The 16,570-nt window shown below is 64.7% G+C and carries 15 protein-coding genes; 11 read left to right on the top strand and 4 right to left on the bottom strand.

What is annotated here, in order from left to right; genetic code table 11:
• Positions 1-355 precede the first annotated feature (355 nt).
• From P5704_015695 to P5704_015660, 8 genes are all read left to right on the top strand, one after another.
• Positions 356-1,072: an AzlC family ABC transporter permease gene (locus P5704_015695; protein ID WOF77495.1), complete on the top strand. Its 717-nt coding sequence runs from the start codon at positions 356-358 to the stop codon at positions 1,070-1,072.
• Positions 1,062-1,370: an AzlD domain-containing protein gene (locus P5704_015690; GenBank protein WOF77494.1), complete on the top strand. Its 309-nt coding sequence runs from the start codon at positions 1,062-1,064 to the stop codon at positions 1,368-1,370. The genes P5704_015695 and P5704_015690 overlap by 11 nt, the downstream gene beginning before the upstream one ends.
• 311 nt (positions 1,371-1,681) lie before the next feature.
• Entirely contained in the window at positions 1,682-2,497 is an 816-nt protein-coding gene (locus P5704_015685) for an NAD(P)-dependent oxidoreductase (protein ID WOF77493.1), read from the top strand.
• A 41-nt stretch (positions 2,498-2,538) separates the two neighbouring features.
• Positions 2,539-3,429, top strand: coding sequence for an SMP-30/gluconolactonase/LRE family protein (locus P5704_015680; protein ID WOF77492.1), 891 nt, complete (start codon positions 2,539-2,541; stop codon positions 3,427-3,429).
• 80 nt (positions 3,430-3,509) lie between these two features.
• Positions 3,510-4,481 (top strand): TRAP transporter substrate-binding protein, encoded by a 972-nt coding sequence (locus P5704_015675; GenBank protein WOF77491.1) that lies wholly within the window; start codon positions 3,510-3,512, stop codon positions 4,479-4,481.
• 58 nt (positions 4,482-4,539) lie between these two features.
• Positions 4,540-5,067, top strand: a complete 528-nt coding sequence (locus P5704_015670; protein WOF77490.1) for a TRAP transporter small permease — start codon at positions 4,540-4,542, stop codon at positions 5,065-5,067.
• A complete protein-coding gene (locus P5704_015665) occupies positions 5,067-6,347 on the top strand; it encodes a TRAP transporter large permease (protein WOF77489.1) in 1,281 nt (426 codons plus the stop codon). Before P5704_015670 ends, P5704_015665 begins: the two co-directional genes overlap by 1 nt.
• Positions 6,348-6,515: 168 nt before the next feature.
• Positions 6,516-7,421 (top strand): DMT family transporter, encoded by a 906-nt coding sequence (locus tag P5704_015660; GenBank protein WOF77488.1) that lies wholly within the window; start codon positions 6,516-6,518, stop codon positions 7,419-7,421.
• A gap of 23 nt (positions 7,422-7,444) precedes the next feature.
• On the opposite strand, the gene P5704_015655 is transcribed toward P5704_015660, so the two are convergent.
• The 3 genes from P5704_015655 to P5704_015645 all read right to left on the bottom strand — a co-directional run bounded on the left by P5704_015655 (position 7,445) and on the right by P5704_015645 (position 10,683).
• Positions 7,445-8,197 (bottom strand): FadR/GntR family transcriptional regulator, encoded by a 753-nt coding sequence (locus P5704_015655; protein WOF77487.1) that lies wholly within the window; start codon positions 8,195-8,197, stop codon positions 7,445-7,447.
• A gap of 114 nt (positions 8,198-8,311) precedes the next feature.
• Positions 8,312-9,919 (bottom strand): alpha,alpha-trehalase TreF, encoded by a 1,608-nt coding sequence (gene treF, locus P5704_015650; protein WOF77486.1) that lies wholly within the window; start codon positions 9,917-9,919, stop codon positions 8,312-8,314.
• Positions 9,916-10,683 (bottom strand): glucose 1-dehydrogenase, encoded by a 768-nt coding sequence (locus P5704_015645; protein ID WOF77485.1) that lies wholly within the window; start codon positions 10,681-10,683, stop codon positions 9,916-9,918. Before P5704_015645 ends, treF begins: the two co-directional genes overlap by 4 nt.
• 204 nt (positions 10,684-10,887) lie before the next feature.
• On the opposite strand from P5704_015645, the gene rarD reads away from it, so the two are divergent.
• Complete coding sequence (gene rarD, locus P5704_015640) at positions 10,888-11,778, top strand: EamA family transporter RarD (protein ID WOF77484.1); 891 nt, start codon at positions 10,888-10,890, stop codon at positions 11,776-11,778.
• Between the two features lie 15 nt (positions 11,779-11,793).
• Here the strand turns inward: rarD and P5704_015635 are convergent, their stop codons facing one another.
• Entirely contained in the window at positions 11,794-12,318 is a 525-nt protein-coding gene (locus tag P5704_015635; GenBank protein WOF77483.1) for an ACT domain-containing protein, read from the bottom strand.
• A gap of 229 nt (positions 12,319-12,547) precedes the next feature.
• Here P5704_015635 and P5704_015630 point away from each other — a divergent pair, with 229 nt between their 5' ends.
• Together P5704_015630 and P5704_015625 are read left to right on the top strand one after the other, a co-directional pair.
• Positions 12,548-14,728, top strand: a complete 2,181-nt coding sequence (locus tag P5704_015630; protein WOF77482.1) for a malate synthase G — start codon at positions 12,548-12,550, stop codon at positions 14,726-14,728.
• Positions 14,729-14,929: 201 nt separating this feature from the next.
• Positions 14,930-16,552 carry a HAMP domain-containing methyl-accepting chemotaxis protein gene (locus P5704_015625; GenBank protein WOF77481.1) on the top strand — a complete coding sequence of 541 codons (1,623 nt, stop codon included), beginning with the start codon at positions 14,930-14,932 and terminating at the stop codon, positions 16,550-16,552.
• The last annotated feature ends 18 nt before the right edge of the window (positions 16,553-16,570 follow it).

Genomic DNA, 16,570 nt, shown 5'->3' with positions numbered 1-16,570 from the left:
CGGCGAAAACCCCAGCACGACAGATCATTCTTGGATTCCGGGCGTTAGATCTGTCCAGTTCGGCACCATTCCAGCCAGATAAGCCTTCTGCCGCGACCGGCAGCTTCTAGCCGTCGGCAGCCCATCACACTGCAAAATCAGAATCGGACATAGCCACCCATAGCATCGGTGATGACTGGCGAGGCGCAGCGTCGACAGGCCGAAGCCTTCATTGCCGCGCAATCGACTGCTCGCGCGAATCTGTACCGCCCGATCCGACGCCAACTGCGCTGTTCCGTCGCGGTAACACCCCCTAATCTGGCTGGCTGGACGTTGAATGACATCGATCCAGCGCTGCCACCTGGAGGATTCGTGCATGACTGACGCAGAAAGCGAGCTGCATCATTTCGACCGGCGCATGGTCTGGGCCGGCTTTCGCCAGCTCGCGCCGATTTCCATCTTCGTCACCCTGTTCGGCGCCGCCTTCGGCCTCGCCGCGGTGCAGACCGGCCTGGACGATTCGGTGATCCTGACGATGAGCGCGCTGGTGTTCGCCGGCGCCTCGCAGTTCGCTGCGCTGGAGCTGTGGGGCACGCAGGTGCCGCTGCTCACCCTGATGATCACGGTGTTTGCCATCAACGCCCGCCACCTGCTGATGGGCGCCACACTCTATCCCTGGTTGCGCCAGCTGCCGCCGGGCAGGCGCTACGGGGTGATGCTGATCGCCTCGGACGCCAACTGGGCGATGGCCATGCAGGCCTTCAACCGCAACCGCCCAGGCTTCGGCCTGCTGCTCGGTGGCGGCCTGGCGCTCTGGTCGTTCTGGGTGGTCGGCAGTTGGCTGGGCATCCATTTCGGCAGTGCGGTTAGCAACCCGAAGCGCCTGGGGCTGGACATGGTGATGGGCTGCTTTCTGCTGGCCATGGTGGTGGGCGGTGAAAAGAACCTGCGCATGCTGGTGATCTGGAGCGTTGCCGCCGGCGCCTCGCTGCTCGCCTTCCGTTACCTGCCGGAGAACAGCCACGTGGTGGTGGGCGCCCTCGCCGGTGGCGCGACCGGACTGCTGTGGAAGGAGAAAGCACGTGAATCTTGATGCGACGGGCGCCGGCGCGCTGATCGTGGTGCTGGTCATGGCCCTAGTGACTCTGGCGACACGCTGGGGCGGCGTGTTCGTCATGGCCTTCGTGCCCATCAGCGACCGAGTCCGCCAGTTCATCACCGCCATGTCCGGCTCGGTACTCGTGGCAATAGTCGCGCCGATGGCCTTGCAGGGTGATGCTGGCGCCCGATTAGCGCTGCTAGCCACGGCAGTGACCATGCTGGTGCTGAAAAAGCCGCTGCCAGCGATTGCCGCCGGTATCGCGGTCGCCGCGCTGGTCAGGCAGATCTGAGCGACAGCGCTTCGGCATCGATTGGCCGCGCAATGGCCTCGTTGCGATACCGCGCCTTCGAATAGTCATCATACAACCAGTGAAGCCATTGGGGTACGGCGCCCCGTCTTCATCCGTTCGCACGCTGCCCTTCATGGAGCCCTCTGTCACAGCACTTTAGCTTGGCCCACTCAGCGATAGCGCCGTTGACAGGCGACGTGACTCATTAAATACGACTTTAAGCGTGTTGACATTCATGTCAGCAGATGCTGATATTCGCTGCATGTCATATGACAACAGATGACTTCAAAACAATAATGACAGGCACTCCGATGACCACCACCCAAAATCCCCCGTTCGGCCGCCTTCTGCTCACCGGTGCGGCAGGCGGCCTCGGCAAGGAACTGCGTGAACGTCTGCAGCCCTATGCCCGCATCATCCGACTATCCGATATCGCACCCATGGCTCCGGCAGCCGGCGAGCACGAGGAAATCGTGCCTTGCGACCTCGCCGACAAGGCGGCGGTGCATGCCCTGTGCGAAGGCGTAGATGCCATCGCTCACTTCGGCGGCGTCTCCGTCGAGCGGCCGTTCGAGGAAATCCTCGACGCCAATATCCGCGGCACCTTTCACATCTATGAAGCGGCCCGCCTGCACGGCATCAAGCGTGTGGTCTTCGCCAGCTCCAACCATGTGATCGGCTTCTACCCACAGACCGAAACCCTGGACGCCCACATACCACGGCGCCCGGACGGCTACTACGGCCTGTCCAAGTCCTACGGCGAGGACATGGCGAATTTCTATTACGACCGCTACGGCATCGAGACCGTCAGCATCCGCATTGGCTCCTCGTTTCCCGAGCCGGCCAACCGCCGGATGATGAGCACCTGGCTCAGCTTCCGCGACCTCTCCGAGCTGATGCGCTGCGCGCTGTTCACGCCAGAGGTCGGCCATACCGTGGTCTACGGCATGTCCGCCAACCGTGACGTGTGGTGGGACAACCATCTGGCGGCGCACCTGGGCTTCCATGCGCAGGACAGCTCCGAAGCGTTCCGCGACAAGGTCGAGCAGCAACCGCCGTACAGCGACGACGACCCGGCCGGCATCTACCAGGGCGGCGCCTTCGTCGCGGCCGGCCCCTTCGACTGATCAATCACCTTCGCCCGCGTACAACGACAAAGAGAAACGCAATGGCCAGTGAAGCTGAACTCATCGCCGACCTGCGCTGCGCCACCGGCGAAAGCCCGGTCTGGGTCGCCGCCGAACAGGCGCTGTACTGGGTCGACATCCCCAACCGCGAACTGCTGCGCTGGAGCGCTGCCGACGGCCAGGTTTCCCACTGGCAGGGCGAGCAGATGCTGGCCTGCATCGCGTGCCACGGCGATGGCTGGGTGGCTGGCATGGAGAGCGGCTTCTTCGCGCTGCAGACGCGTCCGGACGGCCGACTCGACAGCCGCGCGCTGGCGACCATCGAGCACCAGTTGGCCGAGATGCGCATGAACGATGGCCGCTGCGATCGCCAGGGACGTTTCTGGGCCGGCAGCATGGCGCTGGACATGGCCGCCGGACATCCGGTCGGCGCGCTCTACCGGCTCGATGACCAGGCCGCGCGCGGGCCGCTGGTGCCGCAGCTGGACGGCTTCATCGTGCCCAACGGCCTGGCCTTCAGCCCGGATGGACGCACCATGTACCTCTCCGATTCGCACCCCAGCGTGCAGAAGATCTGGGCCTTCGATTACGACACGGACAGCGGCATGCCGACCGGCCGACGCCTGTTCGTCGACATGCTCGACCACCCCGGCCGGCCCGACGGCGCCGCGGTGGATGCCGACGGTTGCTATTGGATCTGCGGCAACGATGCCGGGCTGATCCACCGTTTCACCCCCGATGGCCGCCTGGACCGCTCGCTCGCGGTACCGGTGAAGAAACCGACCATGTGCGCCTTCGGCGGCTCGCGTCTGGACACCCTGTTCGTCACCTCGATCCGCCCCGGCGGCGATCTCGGCGACCAGCCGCTGGCCGGGGGCGTCTTCGCCCTGAACCCGGGCGTTACCGGACTGGAGGAACCCACTTTCAACTGACTCACCAGGGAAGGGCCGCCGCTTGCCCGACCTCGCTTCTCGCAACGCTGCACACCAACAAAAACAAGATGGAGAGTGTCATGAACCTCAAACGCAAGTTGCTCGTTACCGCCCTACCCTTCGCCTTCTGTGTCAGCGGGCTGGCACATGCCATGACGCTGAAGATCGCCGAGATCCACCCGGCCGGCTACCCCACGGTGATCGCGCAGGAGAACATGGGCAAGAAGATCGCCGAAGCCACCGAGGGCGAGCTGGATTACCGCATGTTCTCCGGTGGCGTCCTCGGCTCAGAAAAGGAAGTGGTCGAGCAGGTGCAGCTCGGTGCCGTGCAAATGACCCGCGTCAGCCTCGGCACCCTCGGACCGGTGGTCCCGGACGTCAACGTGTTCAACATGCCGTTCGTGTTCCGCGACCATGAACACATGCGCAAGGTCATCGATGGCGAGATCGGCCAGGAGATCCTCGACAAGATCACCAATTCCGAATTCAACATGGTCGGCCTGGCCTGGATGGATGGCGGCGTGCGCAACCTCTACACCAAGGAGCCGGTGCGCAGCCTGGAAGACCTCAAGGGCATGAAGATCCGCGTGATCGGCAACCCGATGTTCATCGAAACCTTCAACGCCCTGGGCGCCAGCGGTATCGCCATGGACACCGGCGAGATCTTCAGTGCGCTGCAGAGCGGCGTGATCGACGGTGCCGAGAACAACCCGCCGACCATGCTCGAGCACAACCACTTCCGCAACGCCAAGTACTACAGCCTGACCGGCCACCTGATCCTGCCCGAGCCGATCGTGATCTCCAAGACCACCTGGAACAAGCTCAGCGCCGAGCAGCAGGAGCTGGTGAAGAAGTTCGCCAAGGAAGCGCAGTTCGAAGAGCGCAAGCTGTGGGACGAGAAGTCCGCCGCCAGCGAAGCCAAGCTCAAGGAAGCCGGGGTCGAGTTCATCGAAGTCGACAAGAAGCCCTTCTTCGACGCCACCGCGCCGATCCGCGAGAAGTACGGCGCGCCCTACGCCGAGCTGATCAAGCGCATCGAAGCCGTTCAGTAATCCTCGTGCAAGCGCATCGCGGCGGCCCGCACCGCCGCGATGCAACCGGTGGAATCTCATGAAAAACCTGGTTCTGGGCGTCAATGACGTCATCTATCGCGCCTGCGTCATCGTCGCCGCCCTGGCGATCGTGGTCATGGCGACGATCATCCCCTGGGGCGTGTTCAGCCGTTACGCACTGGGCCAGGGCCTCGGCTGGCCCGAGCCCATCGCCATCCTGCTGATGGTGCTGTTCACCTTCGTCGGCGCCGCCGCCAGCTACCGCGCGGGCGCGCATATGGCCGTGCAGGTGCTCAGTGATCGCCTGCCGCCGCTGGCCCAGCCCTTCGTCGTTCTGTTCGTGCGCCTGGCCATGGCGGCCATCAGCCTGTTCATGCTGATCTGGGGCTACAAGCTGTGCGTTGCCACCTGGAACCAGTACCTCAGCACCCTTCCCTGGATGCGCGTCGGCGTCAGCTATGCGCCGATTCCATTGGGCGGGCTGATCACCCTGCTGTTCGTCATCGAGCAACTGCTGTACGGCGACCAGAGCAAACGCCGGGTCGTCGACTACGAAGCCCGCGAAGAGTCCAAGGAGTCCGTGTAATGGATGCCGTCGTCCTGCTGGGCAGCTTCATCGTCCTTATCCTGCTACGCGTCCCGGTAGCCTACGCCCTCGGCCTGGCCACCCTGGTCGGCGCCTGGTACATCGACATCCCGCTGCATGCCGTGATGATCCAGATCGCCGGCGGCGTGAACAAATTCTCCCTGCTGGCCATCCCGTTCTTCGTCCTGGCCGGCGCGATCATGGCCGAGGGCGGCATGGCCCGCCGACTGGTGGCCTTCGCCGGGGTCCTGGTGGGTTTCGTCCGTGGCGGGCTGTCGCTGGTCAACATCACCGCCTCGACTTTCTTCGGTGCGATTTCCGGCTCCTCGCTGGCTGATACCGCCTCGGTGGGCTCGGTGCTGATTCCGGAAATGGAAAAGAAGGGCTATCCGCGCGAGTTCTCCACCGCGGTGACCGTCAGCGGCTCGGTGCAGGCGCTGCTCACCCCGCCCAGCCACAACTCGGTGATCTACTCGCTGGCGGCCGGCGGCACCGTGTCGATCTCCGCGCTGTTCGTCGCCGGCATCGGCCCTGGCCTGCTGCTCAGCACCGCCATGGCCACGCTCTGCCTGCTGTTCGCGCGCAAGCGCAACTACCCCAAGGGCGAAGTGGTGCCGCTGCGCCAGGCACTGAAGATCTGCGTCGAGGCGCTGTGGGGCCTGATGACCATGGTGATCATCCTGGGCGGCATTCTCTCCGGCGTGTTCACCGCCACCGAGTCGGCCGCCGTGGCCGTGGTCTGGGCCTTCTTCGTCACCATGTTCATCTACCGCGACTACCAGTGGCGTGAGCTGCCGAAGATGCTGCACCGCACGGTGCGCACGCTTTCCATCGTGATGATCCTGATCGCCTTCGCCGCCAGCTTCGGCTACATCATGACGTTGATGCAGATACCGGCGAAGATCACCACCGCGTTCCTGACCCTGTCGGACAATCGCTATGTGATTCTCCTGTGCGTCAACGCGATGCTGCTGGTGCTGGGCACGCTGATGGACATGGCGCCGCTGATCCTGATCCTCACGCCGATCCTGCTGCCGGTGGTGACCTCGTTCGGCGTCGACCCGGTGCACTTCGGCATGATCATGCTGGTCAATCTGGGGATCGGGCTGATTACCCCGCCGGTCGGTGCGGTACTCTTCGTCGGTGCCGCCATCGGCAAGGTCAGCATCGAGAACACCGTGAAGGCGCTGCTGCCGTTCTACGCTGCGCTGTTCGCCGTGCTGATGGCGGTGACCTATATCCCGATGATTTCGCTGTGGCTGCCGAGCGTAGTGCTCTGACGGCACGCAGATGGGAACGAGGACGCCGCCCACCCGGGCGGCGTTTTACTTTGCTCGCCGACGAGCATTAGCAGATCACCGATCTTGAACTGGCCGCCGCCAACCCAAGGTCACCCTGCAACCGAACGCTTCGAACTCTGCACAGGCACTAGAAGGACTGGCTTTCCCATGCAAACTGCAGCGCCCTTTCCCCGCCATATCGCCGTACTGGTCCTGGCCACCCTGGCCTGTTCGTTCGCCGCCAACCACATCGCCGCGCGCATCGCCTTCGATCACGGCACCGGCCTGTTGCTGGCCATGCTCTGCCGCGCCGGGGTGACCCTGCTGGCGCTGGCGGCGCTGGTGTTCTGGCGGCGTGAATCGCTGCGCCTGAGCCCCGCCACCTGGCGCTGGCAGCTTCTGCTCGGCCTGCTGATCTCGGTGCAGAGCTTCTGCATCTATTCGGCGGTGGCGCGCATTCCGGTGGCGCTGGCGCTGCTGGTGGTGAACCTCTCGCCGATCCTGCTGGCGCTGCTCACCTGGATCCTCGGCGGCCCAAGGCCGACCCGCCAGGCACTGGCGATCATGGGCCTGATCCTGTTCGGCCTGGTGCTGGTGCTGGATGTGCCGGGGCGCCTGCTCAGCAGCGCGACAGCGGATGAACAATGGACCGCGGGGATCCTGTTCAGCCTGACCGCTGCCGCGGTGTTCGCGGTGGCGCTGTGGGTGACCGAGCACAAGCTGTCGAGCATGGCCGGCTCGGTGCGCAGCATGCTGACGCTGATCGTGGTATTCACCGCCTCCGCCTTGCTCGGCGCCAGCGACCTGATTCCCGGTGGTCTCGGCCTGCCCGACGCCACCGCCGGCTGGATCGCCCTGGGTTGCCTGGTGCTGCTCTATGGCGCGGCCTTTTCGACCCTGTTCATCTGTATGCCGCGGCTGAACATCGCACGCAATGCGCCGGTGATGAACATGGAGCCGGTGGCTGGCATGCTGCTGGGCTGGCTGATCCTCGGGCAGGTGCTCGGGGCCATGCAGGTGGTCGGCGGTCTGATCGTGGTCGGCGGTATTGTGCTGCTGGCCTACCGCCGCTAGGCCTTGCCGAAGGCGCGCGGCGCTCAGCCGACCTTGCTCGCCTCCGCCTCTTCATGGGCCTGACGCAACCGCTCGCGGCTGTTGGTCAGATGCAGCCGCATGGCGGCGCGGGCAGATTCCGGATCCTGACGCTCGATGGCCTCGTAGATCTGCTCGTGCTCGCGACCCAGGCGGGCCTGGTAGTGCTGCTGGTCGTCATGGGCCAGGCGCGCGGAATTGACCCGGCTGCGCGGAATCAGCGTGGTGCCCAGATGACTCATGATGTCGGTGAAGTAGCGGTTGCCGGTGGCTTCGGCGATCTGCAGATGGAACTGGAAATCCGATGACACCGCATCGCTGGAGTGCGCCGCGCTCTGGTTGAGCTGATCGAGAAAGGCGCGCATGGCCGCCAGCTGCTCGGGTGTACGGCGCTGCGCGGCGAGTCCGGCCGACTCCACTTCGAGGCTGATGCGCAATTCCAGAATCGCCAGCAGGTCGCGCAGGGTGCCGATGGTCGCCGGGTCGATGCGCAGCCCCGTGGTGCTCGGCGTATCCAGCACGAAGGTGCCGATGCCGTGCCGCGTTTCCACCAGCCCCGAGGCCTGCAGGCGCGAGATCGCCTCGCGCACCACGGTGCGACTCACACCCTGCGCCTGCATGATGGCGGACTCGGTCGGCAGCTTGTCGCCGCGCTTGAGCATGCCGTCGCGGATCTGCTGCGACAGTTCGGCGACCAGCTCCTGAGCAAGGCTGCGGTGTTTGCGACGGGCGCGTGGCTGAGCGCTCTGGTTATCCATGGGCGGCGATCTCTGAAAACGGAAGCGACGTTCATCATAGCCCAGCAGTTGTACGATAACTATTGATCCATGGCATCCGTGTGGAAATAAGCCCCGCTCGCGATGCTGGATGCCCTAGAACGGCGCGCTACGGCAATGCCCGGCACGACAGCGGTTGGCCTCGTGACTGGGGTCTTCCTGCATGAGCTTGCGGGTGACGCCGTTGGTCCAGCCGAAGCCGTCCTGCAGCGGATATTCGCCACCACCGGCGTGCTCGGTACAGGGGCGCAGCACGTATTTCTCCACCAGCTTGTTCTCACGCTCGAACAGGTGGCTGACGATGGTCAGCCAGCGCTCCTCGATATCCAGCGCCAGCGCCTCATGGCCGTAGTGCTGCAGGCCGCGAATGCCGATCCACTGCAGCGGCGCCCAGCCGTTGGGCCGATCCCATTGCTCGCCGCTGCCGCTGATCTCGGTGGTGGCCAGCCCTCCCGGTGCCAGCAGGCGGGCACGCACGGTATCCGCGACCGCTGCCGCCTGCTCGGCACTGGCCATATGCACGAACAGCGGCGCCAGGGTCGCGGCGGTGAGGTTGTCGCGCTGCCGGCCGCGCCGCCAGTCATAGTCGAAGTAGGCGCCGGCGCGCGGATTCCACAGGTAGTGGTCGATCGCCGCCAGGCGAATTTCGGCGCGCCGGGCAAAATTCTCGGCACAGGCCTGCTGGCCCTTCACCGCCGACAGCTCGGCGATCTGCCGCTCTAGCTTGTAGAGCAGCGCGTTGAGGTCGATGGGCAGGATGCTGGTGGTGCGAATGGTCGCCAGCCGATGGGCATCGTCCAGCCAGCGCGAGCTGAAGTCCCAGCCGGACTCGGCACCGGCGCGCAGATCGCGGTAGACCTCGTGCCGCGGTCGGCAGCTGGCGCGGGCGGTCTCGACGTCTTCGCGATAGGACTCCTCGCGCGGTGTATCGCGCTTGTCCCAGTAGCGGTTGAGCACCACGCCGTCGGCCAGGCAGACGCAGCGCCGGTGCCGCTCACCGGGGCGCAGCGCATCGGCGCCCTCCATCCAGAAGGCATATTCCTTGTGCAGCTGCGGCAGATAATCGCTGGCACGGTGCACGCCGGTTTCCTCGAACAGCTCGGTCATCAGGGCGAACACCGGCGGCTGCGAGCGGCCCAGATAATAGGTGCGGTTGCCGTTGGGCACGTGGCCATAGGTGTCGATCAGGTAGGCGAAGTTGTCCGCCATCGAGCGCAACAGGTCACAGTGCCCGCTCTCGTCCAGGCCGAGCATGGTGAAGTAGGAATCCCAGTAGTACAGCTCGGTGAAGCGCCCACCCGGTACCACATACGGGTGCGGCAGCGGCAGCAGCGAGGAATGCTCGGGATGGTCCTGCGGCTGCCGGGTAAGCACCGGCCAGAGCCGGTCGATGTGTTCGGCCAGGCTGTCGTCGGGATTGGCGACGAACTCCCTGGCCGGCATCTCGTAAAGGCTGAAGTGCTCGTGGACGAAGGCGCCGAGATCGAAGCCCGGCTCGTTGCAGCGGGCTCGGTAGGCCTCGAGGATGGCTTCGGGATCGCGTCGCGGCGCGCAGTCGACGAAGGTCTTGCTGTCGGCAAACACCCGCTGCATCTGCACGGCGACGAACAGCTCCTGATAGCGATCGGCGGGGCTGAGGGTATCGGCCAGCGAGATGGTGCTGACGTCATGGCTGAACGGCTGGTATGACTGGCTACTGGTCATTGTTCGCTGTAATTCCATAGCAGACCGCCATCGACCACCAGGGTAGTCCCGGTGATGTACTCGGCATCCGGCGAGGCCAGAAAGGCGACGACCCCGGCCACGTCGTGCGGCCTGCCCAAGCGCCCGGCGGGGATGTTCTGTAGCAGGCTGGCGAGTTTCTCCGGCTGGTTCATCAGCTCGCGGTTGATCGGCGTTTCCACGGCGCCGGGTGCCACGTTGTTCACGGTGATGCCCAGCGGCGCGAGTTCGATGGCGATGTTGCGCATGAGCATCTTCAGCCCGCCCTTGCTCGCACAGTAGGCGGTGAAGTTGGGGTGCGGCAATTCCTCGTGCACCGAACTGTTGTTGATGATGCGCCCGCCACGGCCTTGCTCGCGCAGATAGCGGGCAAAGGCCTGGGCGAGGAAGAACGGCCCGCGCAGGTTGACGTCGAGTACCCGATCGTAGTCGTCTTCCTCGGCGTCGAGAAATGCAGCATGCGTCTGCACCCCGGCGTTGTTCACCAGGATATCCAGGCGGCCCATGCGCTCGACGCTCCCGTGCACCAGCCAGCGGCACTGTTCGACCTGGCTGACGTCCGCGGCGATGAAGCAGACCCGCCGTCCGACGGCGCGTACCTGTTCCAGGCTCGCACGGGCCTCGTCATCTTCCTCGCGACCGTTGATGACCACGTCAGCCCCCTCCTCGGCCAGGCGCAGGGCGATGCCGAGGCCGATGCCGTGGGTACTGCCGGTGACCAGAGCCACCTGATTCTGCAAGCGCATTGCGACCTCCGTAGGCACGTCGCCTGAACGCGACGCCGTTTCGATTGGCGATGCAGATGAGACGGAACGAGCCTTCGCGCGTTCCCTCATCCGCCAGATCGGCGCAGCTGGTCGCGTCGTGGCTTTACGTTAGCCGCCTAATCTTTCTCTCCTCCGGACAAAGGCGCAAAATGGCCGGCTCTCCGCTGCTCGTCGAAGGACGTCATGGCTACCGCCAATCTGCGCAAGGGTTATCTGCTGGGGCTGGCCACGTTCAGCATCTGGGGTATGTTCCCGCTCTACTTCAAGGCACTCGAGCAATACGGTGCACTGGAGATCGTCACCCAGCGGGTGATCTGGTCGGCGGTGTTCGGCTCGCTGGTGCTGCTGGTCTGGCGCCACCCCGGCTGGTGGCGCGAACTGCTGGCGCACCCGCGGCGGCTTGGCGTGCTCGGCATCTCCAGCGTGCTGATCGCCGCCAACTGGCTGATCTACGTCTGGGCGGTGAACCACGATCGGATGGTCGAAGCCAGCCTGGGCTACTACATCAACCCGCTGGTCAACGTGCTGCTCGGCATGATCGTGCTGCGCGAGCGGCTGCGCCCGCTGCAGTGGCTGGCCGTGGCCATGGCCACCGTCGGCGTCAGCCTGCAGTTGCTTATGCTCGGCGAATTTCCGTGGATTTCCCTTGTGCTGGCGCTGAGCTTCGGCAGCTACGGCCTGCTACGCAAGCTGGCACCGGTGGCCGCGTTGCCCGGGCTGGTGGTGGAAACCTGGATGTTGTTGCCGGTAGCGCTGGTCTGGCTGTTCTGGTTCAGCAGCGGCACGAGTACGGAGCCTGCGTTCTGGACCAGCACCGACGCGCTCTGGCTGATGGCCGCAGGCCCGGTGACGCTGATCCCGCTGCTCGGCTTCAACGCCGCCGCGCGCCACTTGCCGTATTCGACCCTGGGCTTTTTGCAGTATCTGACGCCGACGCTGCTGCTGATCCTCGCCGTGCAGCTGTTCGGCGAGCCGTTCCCGGTCGACCGACAATTGGCCTTCTTCTGCATCTGGGCCGGGCTTGCGGTGTACAGCCTGGACGCCTGGCGCATCATGCGCAAAAGCGCCGGCTGAAATACGCCGGCCCGTCTAGGGCTTTTCGGCCGGCTGCAGCTTGAGTTCGACCATCAGGTCGTCGGCCAGGGTTTCCAGGCGCTGCTGCAGCATTTCCAGCGACAGCTCGCTCGGCACCGCCAGGCGCACTTCGGCACGGAACAGCAGCTCGCTGCTCATTGGTGCCGGCAGCACTTCGGTATCCAGGCTTTCCAGATTCACCCCATGCTCGGCGAGCAGACGGGTGATGTCGCGGACGATGCCTGGGCGATCGTTGCCGACCAGCTCCAGCTGGATTTCCTGCCAGCTCGCCGCTGGCTCCGTGCCGCTGTGCGCCAGCAGGACGCGAATGCCCTGCGTCTCAAGCCCCTGCAACGCGGCGGTCAGCTCGGCATGCGCCTGCTGCGGCACGGCCACCCGCAGGATGCCGGCGAACTGCCCGGCCATGCGCGACATGCGGCTCTCCAGCCAGTTGCCGCCATGATCGGCGATGCACTTGGCCAGTCGTTCGACCAGACCGGGCTGATCTTCGGCAATGACGGTGAGAACGAGGTGATCCATGGACGGCTCCTGTGCTGGGAATGCGCTCACGCGGTGGCGACGGCCCATTAGGTATAGCAGGCAGCCGCCGCCACGACAGTCTGCGGCGCCCTCGCCCGGCATCGCAAGGCCGAAACCATCGGCGCTTTCGGCGGACTGATTTTCCCCGGCGCTTCATGTAGTATCCGGCGACTCGGACTACAAGAAACGAAACTGTCCGTCGAATTAGAAGAACCAAGTGAGGCGAGTAATGACTGAGCGCGTTCAAGTCGGTGGCCTGCAGGTCGCCAAAGTCCTGTACGACTTCGTGAACAACGAAGCGATTCCCGGTACTGGCGTCGATGCCGCCGCCTTCTGGGCCGGCGCCGACAGCGTCATCCACGACCTGGCGCCGAAGAACCGCGCGCTGCTGTCCAAGCGTGACGAGCTGCAGGCGCAGATCGACGCCTGGCACCAGGCCCGCGCCGGTCAGGCCCACGACGCCGTGGCGTACAAGAGCTTCCTCCAGGAAATCGGCTACCTGCTGCCGGAAGCCGAAGACTTCCAGGCCACCACCGAGAACGTCGACGAAGAAATCGCCCGCATGGCCGGCCCGCAGCTGGTGGTGCCGATCATGAACGCGCGCTTCGCCCTGAACGCCGCCAACGCCCGCTGGGGCTCGCTGTACGACGCCCTGTACGGCACCGACGCGATCTCCGAAGACGACGGCGCCAGCAAGGGCCCGGGCTACAACGAGATCCGCGGCAACAAGGTCATCGCCTACGCACGCAACTTCCTCGATGAAGCCGCACCGCTGGAAACCGGCTCCCACGTCGATTCCACCGGCTACCGAATCGAAGGCGGCAAGCTGGTCGTCTCGCTGAAGGACGGCAGCACCACCAGCCTGAAGAACCCGGCCCAGCTGCAAGGCTTCCAGGGCGAAGCCAGCGCACCGATCGCCGTACTGCTGAAGAACAACGGCATTCACTTCGAGATCCAGATCGACCCGGCCAGTCCGATCGGCCAGACCGACGCGGCCGGCGTGAAAGACATCCTGATGGAATCGGCGCTGACCACCATCATGGACTGCGAAGACTCCATCGCCGCCGTCGACGCCGACGACAAGACCATCGTCTACCGCAACTGGCTCGGCCTGATGAAGGGCGACTTGGTCGAGGAGCTGGAAAAGGGCGGCAAGCGCATCACCCGCGCGATGAATCCGGACCGCGTCTACACCAAGGCCGACGGCAACGGCGAGCTGACCCTGCATGGCCGCTCCCTGCTGTTCATCCGTAACGTCGGTCACCTGATGACCAACGACGCCATCCTCGACAAGGAAGGCAACGAAGTGCCAGAAGGCATCATGGACGGCCTGTTCACCAGCCTGATCGCGGTGCACAACCTCAAAGGCAACACCAGCCGCAAGAACACCCGCACCGGCTCGATGTACATCGTCAAGCCGAAGATGCACGGCCCGGAAGAAGTGGCCTTCGCCACCGAACTGTTCGGCCGCGTCGAGGACGTCCTCGGCCTGCCGCGCAACACCCTCAAGGTCGGCATCATGGACGAGGAGCGTCGTACCACGATCAACCTCAAGGCCTGCATCAAGGAAGCGCGCGAGCGCGTGGTGTTCATCAACACCGGCTTCCTCGACCGCACCGGCGACGAAATCCACACCTCCATAGAAGCCGGCCCGATGGTGCGCAAGGCGGCCATGAAAGCCGAGAAGTGGATCAGCGCCTACGAGAACAACAACGTCGACGTCGGTCTGGCCTGCGGCCTGCAGGGCAAGGCGCAGATCGGCAAGGGCATGTGGGCCATGCCTGACCTGATGGCCGCGATGCTCGAGCAGAAGGTCGGCCACCCCATGGCCGGTGCCAATACCGCTTGGGTACCGTCGCCGACCGCTGCCACCCTGCACGCCATGCACTACCACAAGATCGACGTGCAGGCGCGTCAGGTCGAACTGGCCAAGCGCGAGAAGGCGTCCATCGACGACATCCTCACCATCCCGCTGGCACCGAACACCGACTGGAGCGAGGAAGAGAAGCGCAACGAGCTGGACAACAACTCGCAGGGCATCCTCGGCTACATGGTTCGCTGGGTCGAGCAGGGCGTCGGCTGCTCCAAGGTCCCGGACATCAACGACATCGCGCTGATGGAAGACCGCGCCACTCTGCGCATCTCCAGCCAGCACGTGGCCAACTGGATGCGCCACGGCGTGGTGACCAAGGATCAGGTGGTCGAGAGCCTCAAGCGCATGGCCCCGGTGGTCGACCGTCAGAACCAGGGTGACCCGCTGTACCGCCCGATGGCGCCGGACTTCGACAACAGCGTGGCCTTCCAGGCTGCCCTGGAGCTGGTCCTCGAAGGCACCAAGCAGCCCAACGGCTACACCGAGCCAGTACTGCATCGCCGCCGTCGCGAGTTCAAGGCCAAGAACGGCCTGTAACTGGCGTCCAAGCTGCACAGGAACCGCCCTACGGGGCGGTTTTTTTATGCCCGGAATCCGCCCAGCGGTCCTCAAGTTCACCCTGTTACAACCGATAACGTGACCCGAATACGGTTTTCGGTCACAATTGCTCAAGAAACTGGCATTTGGCCATCAACGTGCTCGCCGTAGTACCCGTAGCCCTGCACTGGAGTTCGATGCATGCTGAAGAACCTCTCGCTGACCGCCAAGCTGTCTCTGGTACCCGCCGTCGCCCTGGTCGGACTCGTGCTGTACGTGGTCTATACATCGCTGCAGCTGTCGACGACCGACTCGCGGCTGGTCCTGCTGGAGACCCGCAGCTATCCGACTCTGGAAAAGGCCGACGCGGTGATCTTCCAGTTCTCCCGCGTGCCGGCGTTGCTGAACAACGCCGTGGCGGCGGGCGAGCCAGGCATCCTCGACGAAGCGCGCGACGTGCTGCAACAGATCGACACCCAGCAGCAGGCCCTGGCCAGCCTGCTGAGCGAGCAAGGCCAGCAGCATCAGGCCCTGAGCGACTGGCGCAAGGCGGTGCGCGACTACGCCGACAATGCGCTCGCTGCCTCGACCAAGCTGATCGACGGCAGCGCCTCGTTCGACGACCTGCGCCCCAGCCTGGATCGCATGGCCAGCGATCTGGCGCAGGCGCAGAAACTCGGCAGCGATTTCCGTGCGCAGGCTTATGCCGATTTCCAGCAGACCCTGGTGCAGACCCGCGAAGCCAATGCGGCGACCACCCGTCTGGGCATCATTCTCAGTCTGGTTCTGGTGGTGCTGGTCGGCCTCGGCGCCTGGCTGGTGATTCGCAGCGTAATGGTCAACATTCGCGGCGTGATCACCTCGCTGCAGTCGATCGCCCGCGGCGACGGCGATCTGACCCAGCGCGTCAATGTCGAGTCCAACGACGAGATCGGCGCGATGATCGAGCTGTTCAACAGCTTCCTCGACAAGCTGCAGCGCACCATCCGCCAGATCATCGAGGCCGCCAACCCACTGGGTCAGGTCTCCAAGGAGCTGTACAAGCTCACCCAGGGCTCGGAAGAAAACGCCAAGTCGCAGCAGCACCACACCGATTCGATCACCCGCGACATCCTCACCATGACCGGCAGCATTCAGGAAGTCGCGCAGCGCTCGCAGCAGGCATCCGACGAGGCCAATTCCGCGGCGTTGCAGGCGGCCACGGCCCGCGAGCACGTCGGCAGCCTGTCGACCGGCATCAGCGACCTGGGCGACAGCGTGATGGGCGCGGTCAAGGCCATGGAACAGCTGGAGGAAGAGACCCAGGAAGTCGGCTCGGTGCTGACCGTCATCCGCAGCATCGCCGAACAGACCAACCTGTTGGCCTTGAACGCCGCCATCGAGGCCGCCCGCGCCGGCGAGCAGGGCCGCGGCTTCGCCGTGGTCGCCGACGAAGTGCGCAATCTGGCGCAGAAGACCGCCGCCTCCACCGCGGAGATCCAACAGATCATCCAGCGCCTGCAGAACAGCGCCAACACCGTGCTCAACGTGATGACCAGCAACGGCGAGAAATCCCGCGCCAGCATCGAGCGTTCCATCGAAGCCACGCAGCTGCTGGAAGCCATCGCCGGCACGGTCAACCAGATCGACGAACTCAACGCCGGCATCGCCCAGTTCACACAGGAACAGATCGGCCTGTCGAGTTCCATCAGACAAGAAACCCAAGTGTTGCAGCAGGACGCACAAGCAACCGCAAACGGCGCCGAAGCCACCGCCCGCCTTGGCGAACAACTGGTGAGTACCGGAGACCACCTGCGCGCGGCTACGAGCCAATTCCGTGTTTAACGATTTTTTGGAGCATCC

The organism is Pseudomonas sp. FeN3W, assembly GCA_030263805.2.
GTDB lineage: Bacteria > Pseudomonadota > Gammaproteobacteria > Pseudomonadales > Pseudomonadaceae > Stutzerimonas > Stutzerimonas stutzeri_G.
Note: the sequence above shows the minus strand (reverse complement) of the source record. Positions and strands in the feature narration are given on the sequence as shown.

Excerpts from the sequence above, each read along its gene's own strand:
- P5704_015625 (WOF77481.1), top strand. The coding sequence starts at position 14,930 with ATGCTGAAGAACCTCTCGCTGACCGCCAAGCTGTCTCTGGTACCCGCC.
- P5704_015670 (WOF77490.1), top strand. The coding sequence starts at position 4,540 with ATGAAAAACCTGGTTCTGGGCGTCAATGACGTCATCTATCGCGCCTGC.
- P5704_015635 (WOF77483.1), bottom strand. The coding sequence starts at position 12,318 with ATGGATCACCTCGTTCTCACCGTCATTGCCGAAGATCAGCCCGGTCTG.
- rarD (WOF77484.1), top strand. The coding sequence starts at position 10,888 with ATGGCTACCGCCAATCTGCGCAAGGGTTATCTGCTGGGGCTGGCCACG.
- treF (WOF77486.1), bottom strand. The coding sequence starts at position 9,919 with ATGACCAGTAGCCAGTCATACCAGCCGTTCAGCCATGACGTCAGCACC.
- P5704_015655 (WOF77487.1), bottom strand. The coding sequence starts at position 8,197 with ATGGATAACCAGAGCGCTCAGCCACGCGCCCGTCGCAAACACCGCAGC.
- P5704_015645 (WOF77485.1), bottom strand. The coding sequence starts at position 10,683 with ATGCGCTTGCAGAATCAGGTGGCTCTGGTCACCGGCAGTACCCACGGC.
- P5704_015665 (WOF77489.1), top strand. The coding sequence starts at position 5,067 with ATGGATGCCGTCGTCCTGCTGGGCAGCTTCATCGTCCTTATCCTGCTA.
- P5704_015660 (WOF77488.1), top strand. The coding sequence starts at position 6,516 with ATGCAAACTGCAGCGCCCTTTCCCCGCCATATCGCCGTACTGGTCCTG.
- P5704_015675 (WOF77491.1), top strand. The coding sequence starts at position 3,510 with ATGAACCTCAAACGCAAGTTGCTCGTTACCGCCCTACCCTTCGCCTTC.
- P5704_015630 (WOF77482.1), top strand. The coding sequence starts at position 12,548 with ATGACTGAGCGCGTTCAAGTCGGTGGCCTGCAGGTCGCCAAAGTCCTG.
- P5704_015680 (WOF77492.1), top strand. The coding sequence starts at position 2,539 with ATGGCCAGTGAAGCTGAACTCATCGCCGACCTGCGCTGCGCCACCGGC.
- P5704_015695 (WOF77495.1), top strand. The coding sequence starts at position 356 with ATGACTGACGCAGAAAGCGAGCTGCATCATTTCGACCGGCGCATGGTC.
- P5704_015685 (WOF77493.1), top strand. The coding sequence starts at position 1,682 with ATGACCACCACCCAAAATCCCCCGTTCGGCCGCCTTCTGCTCACCGGT.